Below are 15,307 nucleotides of genomic sequence, written 5' to 3'. Positions count from 1 at the left end.
GCCCCTGCCCGGCGCTCAGGCGTCGGGCGGGGGCGTGTCCGGCACGAAGGCAAGGGCAGACCGCGCAGGCCCCGTCCAGAACCGGGTCATCATCAGAACCGCCGCCACCGACAGCCCGAGGGCCAGGCCAAGCCAGATGCCAACCCCCTCCAATCCAAGCGGAAAGCCGAGAACATAGCTCGCCGGTACGCCGATGCCCCAATAGCTGACCACCGCGTAGATCATGGGGCGCTTCGTGTCCTGTACCCCGCGCAGGAAGCCAAGCGCCATGACCTGCACCGCATCGGCCAACTGAAACAGCGCCGCCGTGGCCAGCAGCACCGTGCCGGTAGCGATCAGGGCCGCCCGGTTCGGTTCTGCCGGGTCCAGGAAAAGGCCGATCAGCAGCTCCGGTATGCCGAGGAACGCGGCGATGGTGATCGCCACCATGCCAAGCGACAGCACCAGGGCGGCCAGCGCCCCCATTCGCAGGTTGGGCAGGTCCTTGCGACCCCATGCATAACCCGCGCGCACCGTCGCGGCAGAGCTCAGGCCCAGATGTACCATGAAGGTTGCCGCCGCGATGGACACGGCAATGCCATGGGCAGCCAGCGCCTCTTCCCCGATCCAGCCCATCATGATGGCGCTTGCCGTGAACAGACCGCTTTCAGCCAGCATCGTCAGCCCGATCGGCATCCCAAGGCGAAACACCTCGCCAAACGCGCCCCAGTCCGGCCGCCAGAGCCGCGCCAGGATGGTGTATTCGCGCAAGTCCCGCGCCAGCGCCGCGTAGGCGCCAAGCAACACCAGGATCAGCGCATTTGTGCCAAGCGACGCTATGGCCGCGCCCCGAATCCCCAGTTCCGGCGCGCCGAGATTTCCGAAGATGAGCACCCAGTTGAACCCGATATTCACCGCCGTCCCGGCCAATGTCGCCCACAGCACGATCTGGGTGTGACCAAGCGCTGACAGGTGGCTTTTGAACACCACGGCAAGCAGGAACAGCGGCATCGACCAGCCCGCGATGCGCAGATAGTCCTGCATAAGCTGCGACAGGTCCGGTTCCTGCCCGAGGGCCACGAAGATCGGGCCGCTGAACCAGAACAGCGGCATCGAGGCGCATCCGATGAGACAGGACAGCCACAGCCCCATGCGCGTGACTCGGCGCACCTGCGTCCTGTCTTCATTGGCGATCGCGGCGGCCACCATGGGCATGACGGCGATGCCGAACCCGGACCCGAGCAGGAACACCACGAAGAAGAAAGAAGACGCCAGGGATTGCGCGGCAAGTTCGCTGACGCCATACCATCCCAACATGACCGTGTCGGTGATCCCGATGGATAATTGGGCAAGATGGCTGCCCGCCAGGGGAAGACCAAGCAAAAAAACAGCCCCAAGGTGATGGCGAAAAGGTGTCATTGCTGGTACTCTTCTGCGACGAGGCCCCTTGACAAGCGGCTTTGTAATTATTTGAAAATACCCGATAAAGTGGGTACACGTTTCCAGATTGGAACCGCATTGTTGCTTAGCTTACCCCCCTCCGCGCCACATTCACGCCACATTTTTTGACGAGATAAGCATCTGCGTAAACAGCGAGCAGAAGAAACAAGAATGCAACACGAAAGTTGGCATAATTTCCTGACGTCCGAAAGTGGGGCCGTTTCGGTGGACTGGACGGTTCTGACCGCTGCGGTTGCCGGCATGGCGCTGGCTGCGACGGCGATGATCGAGGACGGGATTTCCTCGCTCGCCTCGGACTTGGAAGCGCAACTTCGGACGCAGCAGGTCAGCGATGCGTTCGTCGTGTTCCATTCCGCGCATTTCAATGCGCTCTACGATGCGGGCATGATCGACGAGGCCGGCGCGGAAAGCATGTTCGACATCGCCAACGCCATGACCAATGCCACGATCCTGACCGGGATCGAGGAAGGTATTCTGGCTTATAACGATGGCAACCTGTCAGATGAGGATATTGCCCTGCTCGTCGCCATGGCCAGCGTCGGCGTGCAGCGCAATATCATCAGTGCGGACGACGTCAATCTGGTTTCGACCTACTAGGCCACGCTCCATCTGTCTGCCCCGGATCGGTCTGGTCTGAAGGAAACGGCGCCCCGAACGGGCGCCGTTTCTTCGTTTAGCGGTCACGCCGCTGATCAGGATGCAGGGACGCCCCCAGAATATGGTCCGAGGCATGGATCACATGACTGGCATGGCCCACGATCAGCGGATCGGGCGCCTGCGCGATGTCGTGATCTTTACCGGGATAATCCAGCGTCGACAGGAAATGACGCATGGTGTTGAGACGCGCGCGCTTCTTGTCGTTCGACTTGATGATCGTCCAGGGCGCATCGGCGGTGTCGGTGTAGAAGAACATCGCCTCCTTCGCCTCGGTATAGGCGTCCCATTTGCCAAGGCTCGCCTTGTCGATTGGGCTTAGCTTCCACTGCTTCAGGGGGTCGGTTTCGCGGCTGGCAAACCGAGCGCGCTGTTCTTCCTGCGTGACCGAGAACCAGTATTTGTAAAGTCGGATGCCAGAGCGCACCAGCATCCGTTCCAGATCCGGGGTCTGGCGCATGAATTCCAGATATTCATGCGGCTCGCAGAAGCCCATGACGCGTTCCACGCCCGCGCGGTTGTACCAGCTGCGGTCATAGAACACCATCTCGCCCGAGGTTGGCAGGTGGTTGATATAGCGCTGGAAAAACCACTGACCGCGCTCTTCGTCCGTGGGTTTGTTCAGCGCCACGACGCGGGCAAAACGCGGGTTCAGGTGTTCGGTAAACCGCTTGATCGTGCCGCCCTTGCCCGCCGCGTCGCGGCCCTCGAACAAGATCACGAATTTCTGTCCCGTGTCCTGCGCCCATAGCTGAACTTTCAGAAGTTCCGCCTGAATGCGCGCCTTCTCGGCCTCGTAGGCCTTGCGCGGCAGCTTGTCGGAATATGGGTACTCGCCGGTTTCGAACGCATGGCGAATGTCATCCGTGGTCACCGTGGGAAAGCCCTTGTCGGCCCCGTTGGTCTGTCCGGCTTCGATCTGGGCGTCGGTGGCTGCGGGTGCGGTCATTGCGGTCTCCTTCTTCATGTCCTGCGCACCGTCTGCCACAGACCGCGACAATGCGCCTTGATCGGTGTCAAGAAACTGACACAAAACATCGGAAAACCCGTGGATAGTGGCCCGCGCCCCCTGCCCCACAAAATCCTGCGTTGCCCCTTGTCGGCTGCCCCGCCCCTGCGATACCCTGCCAGCCAATCAAAAGCACAAAGCAAAGAGCAGATGGACATGGCCGACGATCTTCTTTCCCCTGCGGTGGACAATGGGGGCTATGACGCCTCTTCGATCGAGATTCTGGAGGGGTTGGAGCCTGTCCGCAAACGCCCCGGCATGTATATCGGCGGCACCGATGAGCGTGCCTTGCATCACCTTGTGGCCGAAATCCTCGACAACTCCATGGATGAGGCCGTGGCCGGCCATGCCAGCCGCATCGAGGTGGAGCTGCATGGCGACCACTCCATCACCATCCGCGACAACGGACGCGGCATGCCGGTGGACCCGCATCCCAAGTTCCCCGACAAGTCCGCCCTGGAGGTGATCCTGTGCACCCTTCACGCGGGCGGCAAGTTCTCGGGCGACAGCTATGAAACATCGGGCGGGTTGCACGGGGTCGGCGCGTCGGTCGTGAACGCGCTTTCCGATCACCTGCGGGTCGAGGTCGCGCGCAACCGCGAACTCTTCGCGCAGGAGTTCTCGCGCGGCATCCCGCAAGGCCCCGTGCAGGCCATCGGCGCCGCCCCCAACCGGCGCGGCACCACCGTCACCTTCCACCCCGACGAACAGATCTTCGGCCACCACCGGTTCAAGCCCGCGCGGCTGCTGAAAATGGTGCGGTCGAAGGCGTATCTGTTCAGCGGCGTCGAGATCCGCTGGAAATCTGCCATCGAAGACGGGGACACGCCGCAGGAGGCAACGTTCCACTTCCCCGGCGGTCTGGCCGATTACCTGAAGGAAACGCTCGGGGCCGCCTCCACCTATGCCGATCAGCCCTTCGCGGGCCTGGTGGATTTCAAGGAACGGTTCAACACGCCGGGCAAGGTGGAATGGGCGATCAACTGGACGCCGTCCCGCGACGGGTTCATCCAGTCCTATTGTAACACCGTCCCCACGCCCGAGGGCGGCACGCATGAGGCCGGGTTCTGGGCCGCCGTTCTGAAAGGCATCCGCGCCTATGGCGAGCTTGTGGGCAACAAGAAGGCCGCGCAGATCACCCGCGACGACCTGATCACCGGGGGCTGTGCGCTTGTGTCGTGCTTCATCCGGGAACCGGAGTTTGTGGGCCAGACCAAGGACCGGCTGGCCACGACCGAGGCGCAGCGGCTGGTGGAAAACGCCGTGCGCGACCATTTCGACAACTGGTTGGCGGCGGATACCAAGGCCGCCGGTGCGATCCTCGATTTCCTGGTGCTGCGGGCGGAGGAACGCCTGCGCCGTCGGCAGGAGAAGGAAACCGCCCGCAAGTCGGCCACCAAGCGGCTGCGTCTGCCGGGCAAGCTGGTGGATTGTTCCAATTCCAATCGCGAGGGGACGGAACTGTTCATCGTTGAGGGCGACTCGGCCGGTGGCTCCGCCAAGATGGCGCGCAACCGCAAGACACAGGCGCTGCTGCCCCTGCGCGGAAAAATCCTGAACGTGCTTGGCGCGGCGGGGTCCAAGATCACCACCAATGCCGAGATCAACGATCTCTGTCAGGCCATGGGCGTCGGCGTGGGGACGAAGTTCAACATCGACGACCTGCGCTATGACAAGATCATCATCATGACCGACGCGGATGTGGACGGGGCGCATATCGCCTCGCTTCTGATGACGTTCTTCTTCACCCAGATGCGGCCGATGATCGACCACGGGCATCTCTACCTCGCCTGCCCGCCTTTGTACCGACTTACCCAAGGCTCCCGCCGCGTCTATTGCCTGGACGAGGCGGAGCGGGATGAGTGGCTGGCCAAGGGGCTCGGCGGCAAGGGCAAGATCGACGTTTCACGCTTCAAGGGCCTGGGCGAGATGGACGCCAAGGACCTGAAGGAAACCACGATGGACCCCGAGCAGCGGAAACTGATCCGCGTGTCCATCGACGACGAGTTCCCCGGCGAGACCGGAGACCTTGTGGAGCGCCTGATGGGGAAAAAGCCGGAATTGCGGTTCCAGTATATCCAGGAGAATGCGCGGTTTGTGGAGGAGTTGGATGTTTGAGTGAATCTTATGCGGGTATTACGATGGAACAAGTATCTAAAGCTAAAACTAGGTTCTCAGAACTAATAAAGAAGGCACAGATTTCACGTAGTGAATACAATAGTGATCCAGGTTCACTTACTAGAGCAGACTATGATGAGTTAGCTCTCTTGGCCCGGTTTCTTTCTTCGCACTTCCCACCAGAAGTCCACACACTCCTTTCGAAGGGGTATTCGGAAGCGCAAGGCGCTCAGCGAGATCTCGGTCAAAGAATTGAGCGAATAATTAGTGTTTATGAAGATTATAGTATTCCTCCCAACATGGGAGAGTTGTCAGGTGAGTTGCTTCCAACATTTTCACTTGAAGCTAGGGACAAAGGAAGAGCTCTCGAGCTATGTGGCGATCTAAGAAAGATTGTTTTGGCATCTCCGGAGTTTGATGATCCTCATAAGAAACGACTTTTGAACCGGATCGCTGCAATGGAGCAGCAAATTCATTCGCCTAAGGGCTTGTTTGATGTGATTTTGGGTGGCATTTCTGACTTTGGAGAGGTCGCGGGTAAGTTCGGAAAGGATATTAAACCTATGACCGACAGACTTACCGAAATTGCGGGAATAGCTCGCCGGGGAAGTCAGCAGTACAATCAAATACCTGCGCCTGAAGAAGTAAAAAAACTTCCTCCACCTTCTGATGACAATAGTGAAGAATAGAGAAGTTGCACGCTTTGAGTGACAAACTGCCCACCCTACGCCTTCCCAAGCGTCCTCGACGACGCGCGTGGGGGCGATCCGGGGCTTTCTGACCCGCGCTTTATGGCTGCCACATCCGCGCTCCCTCTCCGTCTCGCCTAGCCCTACCCAAATCGCCTCCGCGTGGGGGCGCGTCGGCGATGGCGCGGCGGCTGCGCCTTGGTTCCGCGCCGGGGGCACAGCTCTACCCTTTCCCTTGACCGCTCCCCCGCAACCCGCAACAGTTGACGCACACAAGCGGGGGGACAGCCGATGTGCTGGAGCGAGGGGGCCAGTCTGGCCATGGTGGGCGTCGGTGCCGCCGCAACGGTCGTCACATGGAGACGCGGGGATCCGCCCGCGATCCCGATCACGCTCGCGTTTTTCGCCTCGATGGAGGCGTTGCAGGTCTGGGGCTACCAGACCATCGACCAATGCGAGCTGACCGGAAACCGCGCCTCGGCGCTGCTCAGCTACGTCCATATCTCGCTGCAACCCCTTTTCATCAACGCCTTTGGCATGGCGATCATGGGGGGCGTTTCGGCCCGGATGTGGCGGACGATCATGGGGCTGACGGCGGTGATCTCGGTCCTGTTGCTGATGCGGATGGTGCCGATGGCCTCGATTGGCCCATGCGTGCCGGGCACAACGCTGTGCGGCCCCCAGTGGTGTACGCTGTCGGGCACATGGCACCTTGCCTGGGACATGCCGCTGTCGGATTTCGCGGGGCGGTTCGGGGGCGATGTGTTCCGACATTGGGTGCCCTTCCCCGACTACCTGCTGGCGGTCTTCATCTTCCCGCTGTTCTACGGGGCGTGGCGGTTTGCGCTGGTGCATGCGGCGCTTGGGCCCATCCTGGCAGCGACGCTCACCGCCAACCCCAACGAGATGCCGGCGGTCTGGTGCCTCTTCTCCGTCGGTCTGGTGCTAATCTCGATGTCGCCCTGGGTGCGCCGAACGGTGACGGCATAGCCCGCATCTGCTAGCGTGACGACAGGGAGGATGCCATGGCCCCTTGGTTGCAGGTTCTGTTTACCCTTGTCTTCGCCGGACTGGCGGGGGCGCTGATCTGGCGGCTCGCCTCCATCGACAAGGCGCTGTGGCAGAACCGGCCCATCCTGGCCAAGCGGCTGGAAATCTACGACCGCATCGCGCCCGATATGAACCGGATCTACTGTTTCCGGCGGCTGGTGGGGTATTGGAAGGAGATCTCTCCCCCCGACCTGATTGCCACAAAACGGCGGCTGGACCGGGAGGTGAATATCTATCGCCACCTTCTGTCTGAGGATTTCTACCAGCGGCATTTCGAGTTCATGCAGCTCTGTTTCCACACGTTCACCGGGCAAGGCGAAGACGCGAAAATCCGCGCGGTGGTGACGCATGATCTGGGGGACCGTCGGGTCCATGCGGGCTATGACTGGGACGAGGCATGGGAGGCGATGTTCGCCCCTGACGATCTGCCCACGGATTACCAGATCGACGAGGCCTATATGCAGGCGATGAACGCGCTCAGGCGGTCCATCGGGCTGAGGGATATCGACTGAAATAACCCCGAGGCGCGCGTGGCAACCCCGGGGCGAAGCATGACAAAGTCAGGTTGGTCCGATCAGCGCAGGATCACCGTGCGCGAAATCGGGGTGTAATCCAGCGGCATGGGCGGGCAGCTCAGGCACGTATCCGGCAACGGGATCGGACGCGGCATGGGCAGCACCACCGGGAACGGGAAGGGCAGCGGGCGCGGCTCGGGCAGCGGCGTCAGTTTCACGTCGTCCTCGATCACATGCAGAGGCGAGCCAAGCACGATGATGTCAGCCGAGGCGGCGGGGGCAATTGTAGCAGCCGTGAGGGCCGCGGCGATCAGGGTCATAACAGGGTTCTTCATGGGTCAAATTCCTTGGGTCAAGGTCAATAGGGGTTAAGGTTGCGCCGGGGTTTGGGAGGAGCCGACGCCAAAACCCTGCCAGACCCGGCCCCGTCATCCAAAATCGCCGCTCGGTCAGCCAAGAACAGCTATGCGCTATCGGATAACCGATCCGGGATTGCCCCTTCATTTCCAAGGGCGTAGCGTTGGTTGGCACGACACAGGAAAGGCCCGGAACCATGACCACCCCTGCCCTGACCGCAGACGACCTGAACCGCTTTCTGACCGAGAACTTCGCCCAGTGGGTGCGCGATCTGGCGCTGGACGTGACCGAGGTGAGTGAGTCGCACACGATCTCCCGCATGCCCAACAGCGACCGGCTGGCGCGTGTGGGCGGGATCATCTCGGGCCAGGCGCTGATGACCATGGCCGATACGACGATGGTACTTGCTACAGCCGGGTTCTTCGGGTCTTTTCGCCCGGTCGCCACCACGAATTTCACCTGCCAGTTCCTGCGCCCTGGCGTCGGCGACTGGATCGTCTGCCGCGCCGATATCGTGCGGGCCGGCAAGAGCATGGCCTTTGTCGAGGCCGAAATGGTGGCCGAACCCTCTGGCAAACCCGTGGCGCGGGCGCAGGCCACCTTCTACGTGGTCTGACGCGGTTTGATGTCCCCGGCACTGGCGATGTCCATCCGATCGGCTAGACTACGCGCATGCGCTGGATTCTCGCCCTATGCCTGCTGATTGCCGCCTGTGGTCGCCCGCTGACCGATGCGGAACGCGCCTTTATGGGTGAGTTACAACCGGGGCTCGACACCGCCCCGATCCGCATCGTCGAAATGCCCCTCGTGGGCCTGCGCAGCCATACCCGCCCCGTACGCCCCCGCGTGACTTGCCGGGAGCGGATTTTCCCGCCACCAGAGGGACTTACCGTCCAAAGCCGCGCGGCCGGAATTGCCACATTCAGGCGCATCTGGGTCACGCCGGACTATTACCTGGACGATTATCTGGCAGGCTACCCGGATGAATTGCGGCTGGTGGCGGCAATGTTCTTTGCCCATGAGATGACTCATATCTGGCAATGGCAGAACCGGGCGGTCACGGGCTACCACCCGCTGCGCGGCGCGTCGGAACACTGGGTCAGTGACGACCCTTATCTCTTTGACGTTCCTGAAGATACTCCAGATTTTCTCAGCTATGGATATGAACAGCAGGCCAGCCTGGTCGAGGAATATGTCTGCTGCCGCGCCATCGATCCAGACGGCGCACGCACAGCACGACTGGAGGATATTCTTCAACCATATCTGGACCTTACACCGCTGACTGAGGGCATGTCACAACCCGCCATACGGTTGCCCTGGGACGGGTTGGAGCCGCACGGCATCTGCTCATAAACCCTTGCGCTTCTCCCCGATCCGCAGCAGCCTGCGCGCCGGATGATGGAGAGCAAAGACATGACCCAACACGCGCTGATCATGCTGGCCGCGGGCATCGGCATTCCGGTTCTGGCCGCGCTGAACGCCCGGCTCGGGGCCAATATCGGATCCCCTGCCGCTGCCGCCTTCATCCTGTTTATCGTCGCGATTTCAGCGACTTGCGTGGTCATGCTGGTGACCGGGCCACAGGCGCTGACCCGATTGTCGGGCCAACCCTGGCACCTGTTTCTTGCGGGGTTTCTGGTGGCCTTCTACGTGCTGTCCATCACCTATGTGGCCCCTCATTTCGGGGTCGGAAACGCGGTCTTTTTCGTGCTTTTGGGCCAGCTCGTCTCGGCGGCCATGATCGACCATTTCGCCCTGTTCGGCGCGGCGCAATCCCCGCTCACCCTCATGCGTGCGGGCGGGATTCTGGTCATGGCGGCGGGCGTCGCCCTGACCCAGATGGCGGCCAGATAAGGGGGGGTGCCCCCCGTACACCCCCCGTGCACCCCCTGTACACCGGGCGTACAGACGAAAATCCGCTTTCATCTTGGCAAAAATACCTCGGGGGAGGAGCGTAGCGACGGGGGCAGCGCCCCCAGTTTTCTTCTAGGAAAATTCCTGCGCCGGTGGCTCGGACGCGTCTAGCCGCTGGCCTTGTCTTCCAGCATCAGCCACTCGTCCTCGGCCGCGGACAGCTTGCCCTGCCGTTCGGCCAGGGCCTCGCTGGCCTTGCGGAATTTCACCGGCTCTCGGGTGAACAGCTCGGGATCCGACATCAGCTCTTCCAGCTTGGCAATCTCCGCTTCCAGCCGCTCGATCAGGCCGGGCAGTTCCTTCAGGCGATGCGATTCCGTGTAGGACAATCCGCCCCCGGTCTTGCCAGCGGGCTTTTCCCGGGGCGCGCTTGCAGGGGCTTTCGGTCTCCCCGTTTTTTCCGCCTCCCGCGTGGGCACGGTCTCGGCCCGCTGCGCGCGGTAGTCGGACCAGCCGCCAGCATAGACCGTGGCCAACCCGTCGCCTTCCATCGCGATGGTGGTCGAGGCCACCCGGTCGATGAAGTCCCGGTCGTGGCTCACCAACAGGACCGTGCCGGGATAGTCCCCCAGAAGATCCTGCAACAGATCGAGCGTCTCCACGTCCAGATCGTTGGTGGGTTCGTCCAGCACCAGGACATTCGATTCCCGCGCCATCAGCCGCGCGAGCAGAAGCCGCGCCTTTTCTCCGCCCGAGAGCGAGCGCACCGGCGCGCGGGCCTGGCGCTCGTCAAACAGGAAATCCTTGAGATAGCCCACCACATGGCGCGGCGCGCCACGCACCATCACCTGATCGGAGGCCCCCGAGACGGCCATCGAGGGATCGAGCGCCAGCGCATCCCACAGCGTCGCATTCGGATCGAGTGCCGCGCGGGTCTGGTCGAAGACCGCCATCTCCAGATTGGTGCCATGGGTGACAATGCCGGAATCGGGCGCGATTTCGCCGGTCAGCACCTTGAGAAGCGTCGTCTTGCCGACCCCGTTGGGGCCGACAAAGGCCACCCGGTCGCCGCGCAGGATGCGCAGGTCGAAGGGTTTGAAGATGGTCTTGCCATCGAAGGATTTGGAGATGCCCTTCGCCTCGATCACCCGCTTGCCGGATTTGGTGCCTTCCTCCAGCGCCATGGCGGCGGTGCCCTGGCGGCGGATCATGCCGGCGCGTTCGGCGCGCAGATCGCCAAGCGCCCGGACCCGGCCCATATTGCGCTTGCGCCGGGCGCTGATGCCCTCCACGGCCCAACGGGCCTCGGCCTTGATCTTGCGGTTAAGCTTGTGGCGGTATTGGTCTTCCTCTTCCCAGACCTTGTCGCGCCAATCCTCGAACCCGGCAAAACCCTGTTCGTTGCGCCGAACCTGCCCCCGGTCGATCCACAGAGTCGCGCGGGTCAGTGCGTTCAGGAATGCCCGGTCATGGGAGATCAGCACATATCCCGCGCGGGTGTCCTTCAATTGCGATTCCAGCCAGCCAATCGCCTCGATATCGAGGTGATTGGTGGGCTCGTCCAGCAGCATCAGTTCCGGGGCTTCTGCCAGCAGCTTGGCCAGGGCGGCGCGGCGGCGTTCACCGCCGGAGGCCGCATCGGGGGCGGCATCGAGGCGCAGTTTCAGCCCCTCGGCAGCGGCCTCCACCTTCCACGAATCGGCGGGGTCCAGCCCGGATTGCGCGTAGTCGCCAAGCGTCGCGAAGCCCGCGAAATCGGGGTCCTGTTCCATATAGCCCACGGATATTCCGGGCGGCAGGATGCGGCTGCCGGAATCGGCCTCGACCAGCCCCGCCATGACCTTCATCAGGGTCGATTTGCCCGATCCGTTGCGGCCCACCAGGGCGACCCGGTCGCCTTCATGGACGACAAGCGACAGGTCGTCGAACACAGGGTCGCCCCCGAAGGTCAGCGAGATGTCATTGAGCTGGAGAAGGGGTGCGCGTGCCATGGCCTCCGCTAGCGCTGCGGGAACGCGAGGTCAAGCAGGGAGTGCGGCCGGGGGGAAGCGGCTTCGAAGCCGCTTGTCAAAAGGTGCTTCGAAGCGCCTTGTCCCCGTCCCGCCTCACTCGCCCAGCATCCATTCCCCCTCCGGCCAGAAGGCATGAAAGGCGAAGGCGAACATCAGATCGTGCACCACGTCCCTGCCCTGCCCGTCGCGCACCCGGATGTTGCCCACGTCGCGGCCGTCGCCGATATCGCGCGTGTCAAGCGCCGAGGACTGGCCGGCGGTCCAGCTGATGGTCACTCCCGCCTCGGTGATCTCGCCTTCTGCGGCCAGGCGCGTCATCGGCCAGGCCCGGTCACCGACACGGACCACGCGAACAAGCGGCGGGATGTCATGGGGCGGCATCTCACCATTATAGAGAAACGGCTGGACCGAGCTGTCGTAGCGCACATAGGGGTTCTGACCGTAGGGTCGCGGGGCGTCCGGTTCATCCATCACAAGGCCCTCGGGGTTGCGGGCCTGGAAATCCTCCCAGCTTTCCATCCATGTGGGCAAGGTCGTCAGTTCGCTGCCCATATGCGCGCCAACTATCCCCTCGCCGATGGCTTGCTGCCACCAGCTTTCGGTTTCCCGGTCGAACATGATCATGTCCGAATGTCGCAACTTGCCCGAAACCCCAAAGGTCAGAACGTCCCCGCCCACGCGACGGTCGAAGGTAATGGCGGAATTGCAGAGCGGGCAGAAGGTGACGGCGACAGGAATATCGCCCACCACGTCGTTCACGATCTCATGCCAGGTGAGATAGCGGATCGGGTAGGCACGTGGGGGGACGCCGTCGAATTCCACCGCGATCACCGGCTCGGTCGGGCGCAGGCGGGTTTCCTCGCTGACGGGGATGAAAACCGGATCGTCGATGGCCGGGATACCGTCGCGGGGCGGACCGCCGGATAGGATTTCGTCGAAGGCCACGGCTGTCCGGGTGAAATCGGTATTGGGCCATTCACCCCGCCAGCGGTCGGGGTTGGCGGCGGCGGGCAAGGCGATGCAGAGGGCAAGCAGTACAGTGATCAGGCGCATGGGAGATCCTCCTGATCGGTAGGCTGGCAGACAATGGCCCGGCTGCACAGCCCCACTCACGCAATGGTTATGGGCGGTGAGACCTCAATTCCCGACAAATCGCGGCCCCGACCCGAATGTTGTCTTACTGATCCATGTCAGCCACCGGCTGCACAGGCTTCCTGCCTGCATCCTTCCGGCCCGATCTGCCAAAACGATAAGGGCCTCCGCCGGGATGGCAGAGGCCCGAAACGCGCAGTGATGTGCAGCGATCAGTCAATCACGCGCATCGCGGTGATATAGTCCGGCTGGCCGATCACGGCGCCATTGCGGCCCGTACCGCGCTTGATCGCGTCCACGATCTCCATCCCTTCGATCACCTGACCGACGATGGTATATTGCCCGTCAAGCTGCGGCACATGGTCGAACATGATGAAGAACTGCGAATTGGCCGAGTCCGGATCCTGCGCACGGGCCATCCCGACAATGCCGCGCTCGAAGCTGAGTTCGGGATCGAATTCCGCCACAAGATCGGGGTAGTCCGAGCCGCCCCGCCCCGCATAGCGCATGTCCTGACCCAGACGGCCATATTCCACGTCGCCGGTCTGCGCCATGAATCCGTCGATCACCCGGTGAAAGACGACCTCGTCATAGGCGCCTTCTTCGGCCAGTGTCGTGATGCGTTCCACATGCAGCGGCGCGACCTGTTCGAAGAGGTCGATGACGATGGTGCCTTGGGCCTCTCCGGTCACGTCGATCTCCAGCGTGGTGGCCGCCGCGGGGGCGGCCATCAGCATGAAGGCAAGCGCCAGCCTACGCATCGGCGGCAACTTTCATGGAGATCATCTTGTCAGGGCTCGCGGGCGGCTCGCCGCGGGTGATCTTGTCCACATGCTCCATCCCCGACACCACACGACCATAGACCGTGTACTGGCCATTCAGGAAATGGTTGTCCTTGAAGTTGATGAAGAACTGCGAGTTGGCGGAGTTCGGATTCTGCGACCGGGCCGCACCAATGGTGCCGCGATCATGGGGCAGCTTGGAGAACTCGGCTGGAACATTGGGCTTGTCCGATCCGCCGGTGCCGGCGGCACGGATGTTCAGGCCCTTGTCGGCATTGCCATGGGCCACATCGCCTGTCTGGGCCATGAAGCCCTCGATCACGCGGTGAAAGACGACACCGTCATAGGCGCCTTCGCGGGCCAGCTCCTTCATGCGGGCGCAGTGCTGCGGGGCCACGTCGGGCAGCAGCTCGATGGTGACGGGGCCATCTTTCAGTTCGATGATGATGGTGTTTTCGGGGTCTTTGATCTCGGCCATCTGGCTCTCCTCATGTCTCGGGTCGGGCGTGACCTTAGAGACGTGAGGGCCGGGCGGCAAGGCGCTTCGAAGCGCCTTGTAGGAAGGGTTTTCAAAACCCTTTATCGAGCGCCTTCGAAGGCGCTTCCGGCAAGCCGCTTCGAAGCGGCTTTGGCACCCCGCTCAGAGCTTTCCGTATTTTGAAAGGACCGCCTGTTTGACCGCCGGAGGCACGAAATGGGTGATGTCCCCATCCAGTCGCGCAATCTCCTTCACCAGTTTCGACGCAATCGCCTGATGCTGGGCATCGGCCATCAGGAATACGGTTTCGATTGAGGCATCCATCTTGCGATTCATGCCAACCATTTGAAATTCATACTCGAAATCGGCAACGGCGCGCAGGCCGCGCACGATCAGCGTTGCGCCGACATCGCGGGCGCAGTCGATCAGAAGGTTCTCGAACGGATGGGCGACAATCTCGGTTCCGGTCTTGTCGGAGAGCTTGGCGCATTCCGCCTGCACCATCTCCAGCCGTTCCTCCAGCGAGAACAGAGGCCCCTTGTCGCGGTTAATGGCGATCCCGATCACCAGCCGGTCAACCAGCGAACAGGCCCGCCGAATGATGTCGATATGGCCGAGCGTGATCGGATCGAATGTTCCCGGATAGAGGCCGATGCGCATGGGTGGTCCCTTTCCATCCCGCAATGTCTTGGCCGCACGCAACAATATTGCGCGATGCATTGCAACCCTTTCGGGGTTGTTGCCTTCGCACCTGCGGCAATTGGGGTCAGAACCCCTTGATCATGCCTTCCAGCGCTTCCTTCTCCATGGCAAGCTCTGCCAACTGCGCCTTGACCACGTCACCGATGGAAATCAGCCCGATCATGGCGTCGCCCTCCATCACCGGCATGTGCCGGAACCGGCCCTGGGTCATCTTGCCCAGAACCGCGTCAGAACTGTCGGAGGCGGTGCAGGTGATGATCTCGGAGGTCATCACATCGTCAACGCTGTCGGTCATGCAGGCCACGCCGCGCTTGCCAAGCTCGCGCACGATATCGCGTTCGGACAGGATACCGGAGAGCGACTTGCCGTCGGGCGACACCACCACGGTCCCGATCCGCTTGCCCGAAAGCAATTCAGCCGCGTCCCCGATCGTCGATCCCGGTTTGATCGTGACAACCCCCTGATCCGGTTTGGACTTGAGAATTTGCTGCACCAGCATCGCGGCCTCCATTTTTCGTGGCTTGTGGTTTTCTCCAGCGTCCCCCCTAACCTTGG

17 protein-coding genes are annotated in these 15,307 nt (G+C 62.2%); 8 read left to right on the top strand and 9 right to left on the bottom strand.

Annotated features, from left to right (window positions below; translation table 11 throughout):
* Positions 1 to 15 precede the first annotated feature (15 nt).
* On the bottom strand, positions 16 to 1,398 hold the full coding sequence (locus ACOOEX_RS09250) for an MATE family efflux transporter (RefSeq protein WP_420398126.1): 1,383 nt from the start codon (positions 1,396 to 1,398) through the stop codon (positions 16 to 18).
* Positions 1,399 to 1,590: 192 nt separating this feature from the next.
* On the opposite strand from ACOOEX_RS09250, the gene ACOOEX_RS09245 reads away from it, so the two are divergent.
* On the top strand, positions 1,591 to 2,037 hold the full coding sequence (locus ACOOEX_RS09245; RefSeq protein ID WP_420398125.1) for a hypothetical protein: 447 nt from the start codon (positions 1,591 to 1,593) through the stop codon (positions 2,035 to 2,037).
* A gap of 76 nt (positions 2,038 to 2,113) precedes the next feature.
* Here ACOOEX_RS09245 and ppk2 read toward each other — a convergent pair whose 3' ends face one another.
* Positions 2,114 to 3,043, bottom strand: a complete 930-nt coding sequence (gene ppk2 / locus ACOOEX_RS09240; RefSeq protein ID WP_083431368.1) for a polyphosphate kinase 2 — start codon at positions 3,041 to 3,043, stop codon at positions 2,114 to 2,116.
* 216 nt (positions 3,044 to 3,259) lie between these two features.
* Here ppk2 and parE point away from each other — a divergent pair, with 216 nt between their 5' ends.
* The 4 genes from parE to ACOOEX_RS09220 all read left to right on the top strand — a co-directional run bounded on the left by parE (position 3,260) and on the right by ACOOEX_RS09220 (position 7,472).
* Positions 3,260 to 5,221, top strand: a complete 1,962-nt coding sequence (parE, locus tag ACOOEX_RS09235; protein WP_420398124.1) for a DNA topoisomerase IV subunit B — start codon at positions 3,260 to 3,262, stop codon at positions 5,219 to 5,221.
* The gene (locus tag ACOOEX_RS09230; RefSeq protein WP_420398123.1) at positions 5,218 to 5,910 is read left to right on the top strand and encodes a hypothetical protein; all 693 of its coding nucleotides are present in this window, start codon (positions 5,218 to 5,220) and stop codon (positions 5,908 to 5,910) included. Before parE ends, ACOOEX_RS09230 begins: the two co-directional genes overlap by 4 nt.
* 291 nt (positions 5,911 to 6,201) lie before the next feature.
* Positions 6,202 to 6,900 (top strand): DUF5765 domain-containing protein, encoded by a 699-nt coding sequence (locus tag ACOOEX_RS09225; protein ID WP_420398122.1) that lies wholly within the window; start codon positions 6,202 to 6,204, stop codon positions 6,898 to 6,900.
* Positions 6,901 to 6,935: 35 nt separating this feature from the next.
* Positions 6,936 to 7,472: a hypothetical protein gene (locus ACOOEX_RS09220; protein ID WP_420398121.1), complete on the top strand. Its 537-nt coding sequence runs from the start codon at positions 6,936 to 6,938 to the stop codon at positions 7,470 to 7,472.
* Between the two features lie 62 nt (positions 7,473 to 7,534).
* Here the strand turns inward: ACOOEX_RS09220 and ACOOEX_RS09215 are convergent, their stop codons facing one another.
* A complete protein-coding gene (locus tag ACOOEX_RS09215) occupies positions 7,535 to 7,810 on the bottom strand; it encodes a hypothetical protein (protein WP_420398120.1) in 276 nt (91 codons plus the stop codon).
* A gap of 218 nt (positions 7,811 to 8,028) precedes the next feature.
* Between ACOOEX_RS09215 and ACOOEX_RS09210 the strand changes: the two genes are divergently transcribed.
* Genes ACOOEX_RS09210 through ACOOEX_RS09200 form a run of 3 tightly spaced genes read left to right on the top strand, consistent with a single transcriptional unit; the run spans position 8,029 to position 9,686 of the window.
* Positions 8,029 to 8,448 carry a PaaI family thioesterase gene (locus tag ACOOEX_RS09210; RefSeq protein ID WP_420398119.1) on the top strand — a complete coding sequence of 140 codons (420 nt, stop codon included), beginning with the start codon at positions 8,029 to 8,031 and terminating at the stop codon, positions 8,446 to 8,448.
* Positions 8,449 to 8,504: 56 nt separating this feature from the next.
* Positions 8,505 to 9,185 (top strand): hypothetical protein, encoded by a 681-nt coding sequence (locus tag ACOOEX_RS09205; RefSeq protein WP_420398118.1) that lies wholly within the window; start codon positions 8,505 to 8,507, stop codon positions 9,183 to 9,185.
* 60 nt (positions 9,186 to 9,245) lie between these two features.
* Entirely contained in the window at positions 9,246 to 9,686 is a 441-nt protein-coding gene (locus ACOOEX_RS09200; RefSeq protein WP_420398117.1) for a DMT family transporter, read from the top strand.
* Between the two features lie 167 nt (positions 9,687 to 9,853).
* Here ACOOEX_RS09200 and ACOOEX_RS09195 read toward each other — a convergent pair whose 3' ends face one another.
* The 6 genes from ACOOEX_RS09195 to ACOOEX_RS09170 form a co-directional block, all read right to left on the bottom strand.
* A complete protein-coding gene (locus tag ACOOEX_RS09195) occupies positions 9,854 to 11,677 on the bottom strand; it encodes an ATP-binding cassette domain-containing protein (RefSeq protein WP_420398116.1) in 1,824 nt (607 codons plus the stop codon).
* A 114-nt stretch (positions 11,678 to 11,791) separates the two neighbouring features.
* Positions 11,792 to 12,751, bottom strand: a complete 960-nt coding sequence (locus ACOOEX_RS09190) for a DUF3179 domain-containing protein (RefSeq protein WP_420398115.1) — start codon at positions 12,749 to 12,751, stop codon at positions 11,792 to 11,794.
* A 251-nt stretch (positions 12,752 to 13,002) separates the two neighbouring features.
* The gene (locus ACOOEX_RS09185; protein WP_420398114.1) at positions 13,003 to 13,551 is read right to left on the bottom strand and encodes a peptidylprolyl isomerase; all 549 of its coding nucleotides are present in this window, start codon (positions 13,549 to 13,551) and stop codon (positions 13,003 to 13,005) included.
* On the bottom strand, positions 13,544 to 14,050 hold the full coding sequence (locus ACOOEX_RS09180; RefSeq protein ID WP_420398113.1) for a peptidylprolyl isomerase: 507 nt from the start codon (positions 14,048 to 14,050) through the stop codon (positions 13,544 to 13,546). Before ACOOEX_RS09180 ends, ACOOEX_RS09185 begins: the two co-directional genes overlap by 8 nt.
* A 162-nt stretch (positions 14,051 to 14,212) precedes the next feature.
* Positions 14,213 to 14,710: a pantetheine-phosphate adenylyltransferase gene (gene coaD, locus ACOOEX_RS09175; protein WP_420398112.1), complete on the bottom strand. Its 498-nt coding sequence runs from the start codon at positions 14,708 to 14,710 to the stop codon at positions 14,213 to 14,215.
* Between the two features lie 106 nt (positions 14,711 to 14,816).
* Positions 14,817 to 15,251 (bottom strand): CBS domain-containing protein, encoded by a 435-nt coding sequence (locus ACOOEX_RS09170; RefSeq protein ID WP_420398111.1) that lies wholly within the window; start codon positions 15,249 to 15,251, stop codon positions 14,817 to 14,819.
* Positions 15,252 to 15,307 lie beyond the last annotated feature (56 nt).

It is taken from the genome of Nioella sp., from assembly GCF_965215655.1.
GTDB lineage: Bacteria > Pseudomonadota > Alphaproteobacteria > Rhodobacterales > Rhodobacteraceae > Nioella.
The sequence above is the reverse complement of the archived record's forward strand: the minus strand, read 5'-3'. Positions and strand labels throughout refer to the sequence as shown.

What these genes read in the sequence shown, in the direction of transcription:
- ACOOEX_RS09250 (WP_420398126.1), bottom strand. Translation starts at nt 1,398, where the DNA reads ATGACACCTTTTCGCCATCACCTTGGGGCTGTTTTTTTGCTTGGTCTT.
- ACOOEX_RS09245 (WP_420398125.1), top strand. Translation starts at nt 1,591, where the DNA reads ATGCAACACGAAAGTTGGCATAATTTCCTGACGTCCGAAAGTGGGGCC.
- ppk2 (WP_083431368.1), bottom strand. Translation starts at nt 3,043, where the DNA reads ATGACCGCACCCGCAGCCACCGACGCCCAGATCGAAGCCGGACAGACC.
- parE (WP_420398124.1), top strand. Translation starts at nt 3,260, where the DNA reads ATGGCCGACGATCTTCTTTCCCCTGCGGTGGACAATGGGGGCTATGAC.
- ACOOEX_RS09225 (WP_420398122.1), top strand. Translation starts at nt 6,202, where the DNA reads ATGTGCTGGAGCGAGGGGGCCAGTCTGGCCATGGTGGGCGTCGGTGCC.
- ACOOEX_RS09220 (WP_420398121.1), top strand. Translation starts at nt 6,936, where the DNA reads ATGGCCCCTTGGTTGCAGGTTCTGTTTACCCTTGTCTTCGCCGGACTG.
- ACOOEX_RS09215 (WP_420398120.1), bottom strand. Translation starts at nt 7,810, where the DNA reads ATGAAGAACCCTGTTATGACCCTGATCGCCGCGGCCCTCACGGCTGCT.
- ACOOEX_RS09210 (WP_420398119.1), top strand. Translation starts at nt 8,029, where the DNA reads ATGACCACCCCTGCCCTGACCGCAGACGACCTGAACCGCTTTCTGACC.
- ACOOEX_RS09205 (WP_420398118.1), top strand. Translation starts at nt 8,505, where the DNA reads ATGCGCTGGATTCTCGCCCTATGCCTGCTGATTGCCGCCTGTGGTCGC.
- ACOOEX_RS09200 (WP_420398117.1), top strand. Translation starts at nt 9,246, where the DNA reads ATGACCCAACACGCGCTGATCATGCTGGCCGCGGGCATCGGCATTCCG.
- ACOOEX_RS09195 (WP_420398116.1), bottom strand. Translation starts at nt 11,677, where the DNA reads ATGGCACGCGCACCCCTTCTCCAGCTCAATGACATCTCGCTGACCTTC.
- ACOOEX_RS09190 (WP_420398115.1), bottom strand. Translation starts at nt 12,751, where the DNA reads ATGCGCCTGATCACTGTACTGCTTGCCCTCTGCATCGCCTTGCCCGCC.
- ACOOEX_RS09185 (WP_420398114.1), bottom strand. Translation starts at nt 13,551, where the DNA reads ATGCGTAGGCTGGCGCTTGCCTTCATGCTGATGGCCGCCCCCGCGGCG.
- ACOOEX_RS09180 (WP_420398113.1), bottom strand. Translation starts at nt 14,050, where the DNA reads ATGGCCGAGATCAAAGACCCCGAAAACACCATCATCATCGAACTGAAA.
- coaD (WP_420398112.1), bottom strand. Translation starts at nt 14,710, where the DNA reads ATGCGCATCGGCCTCTATCCGGGAACATTCGATCCGATCACGCTCGGC.
- ACOOEX_RS09170 (WP_420398111.1), bottom strand. Translation starts at nt 15,251, where the DNA reads ATGCTGGTGCAGCAAATTCTCAAGTCCAAACCGGATCAGGGGGTTGTC.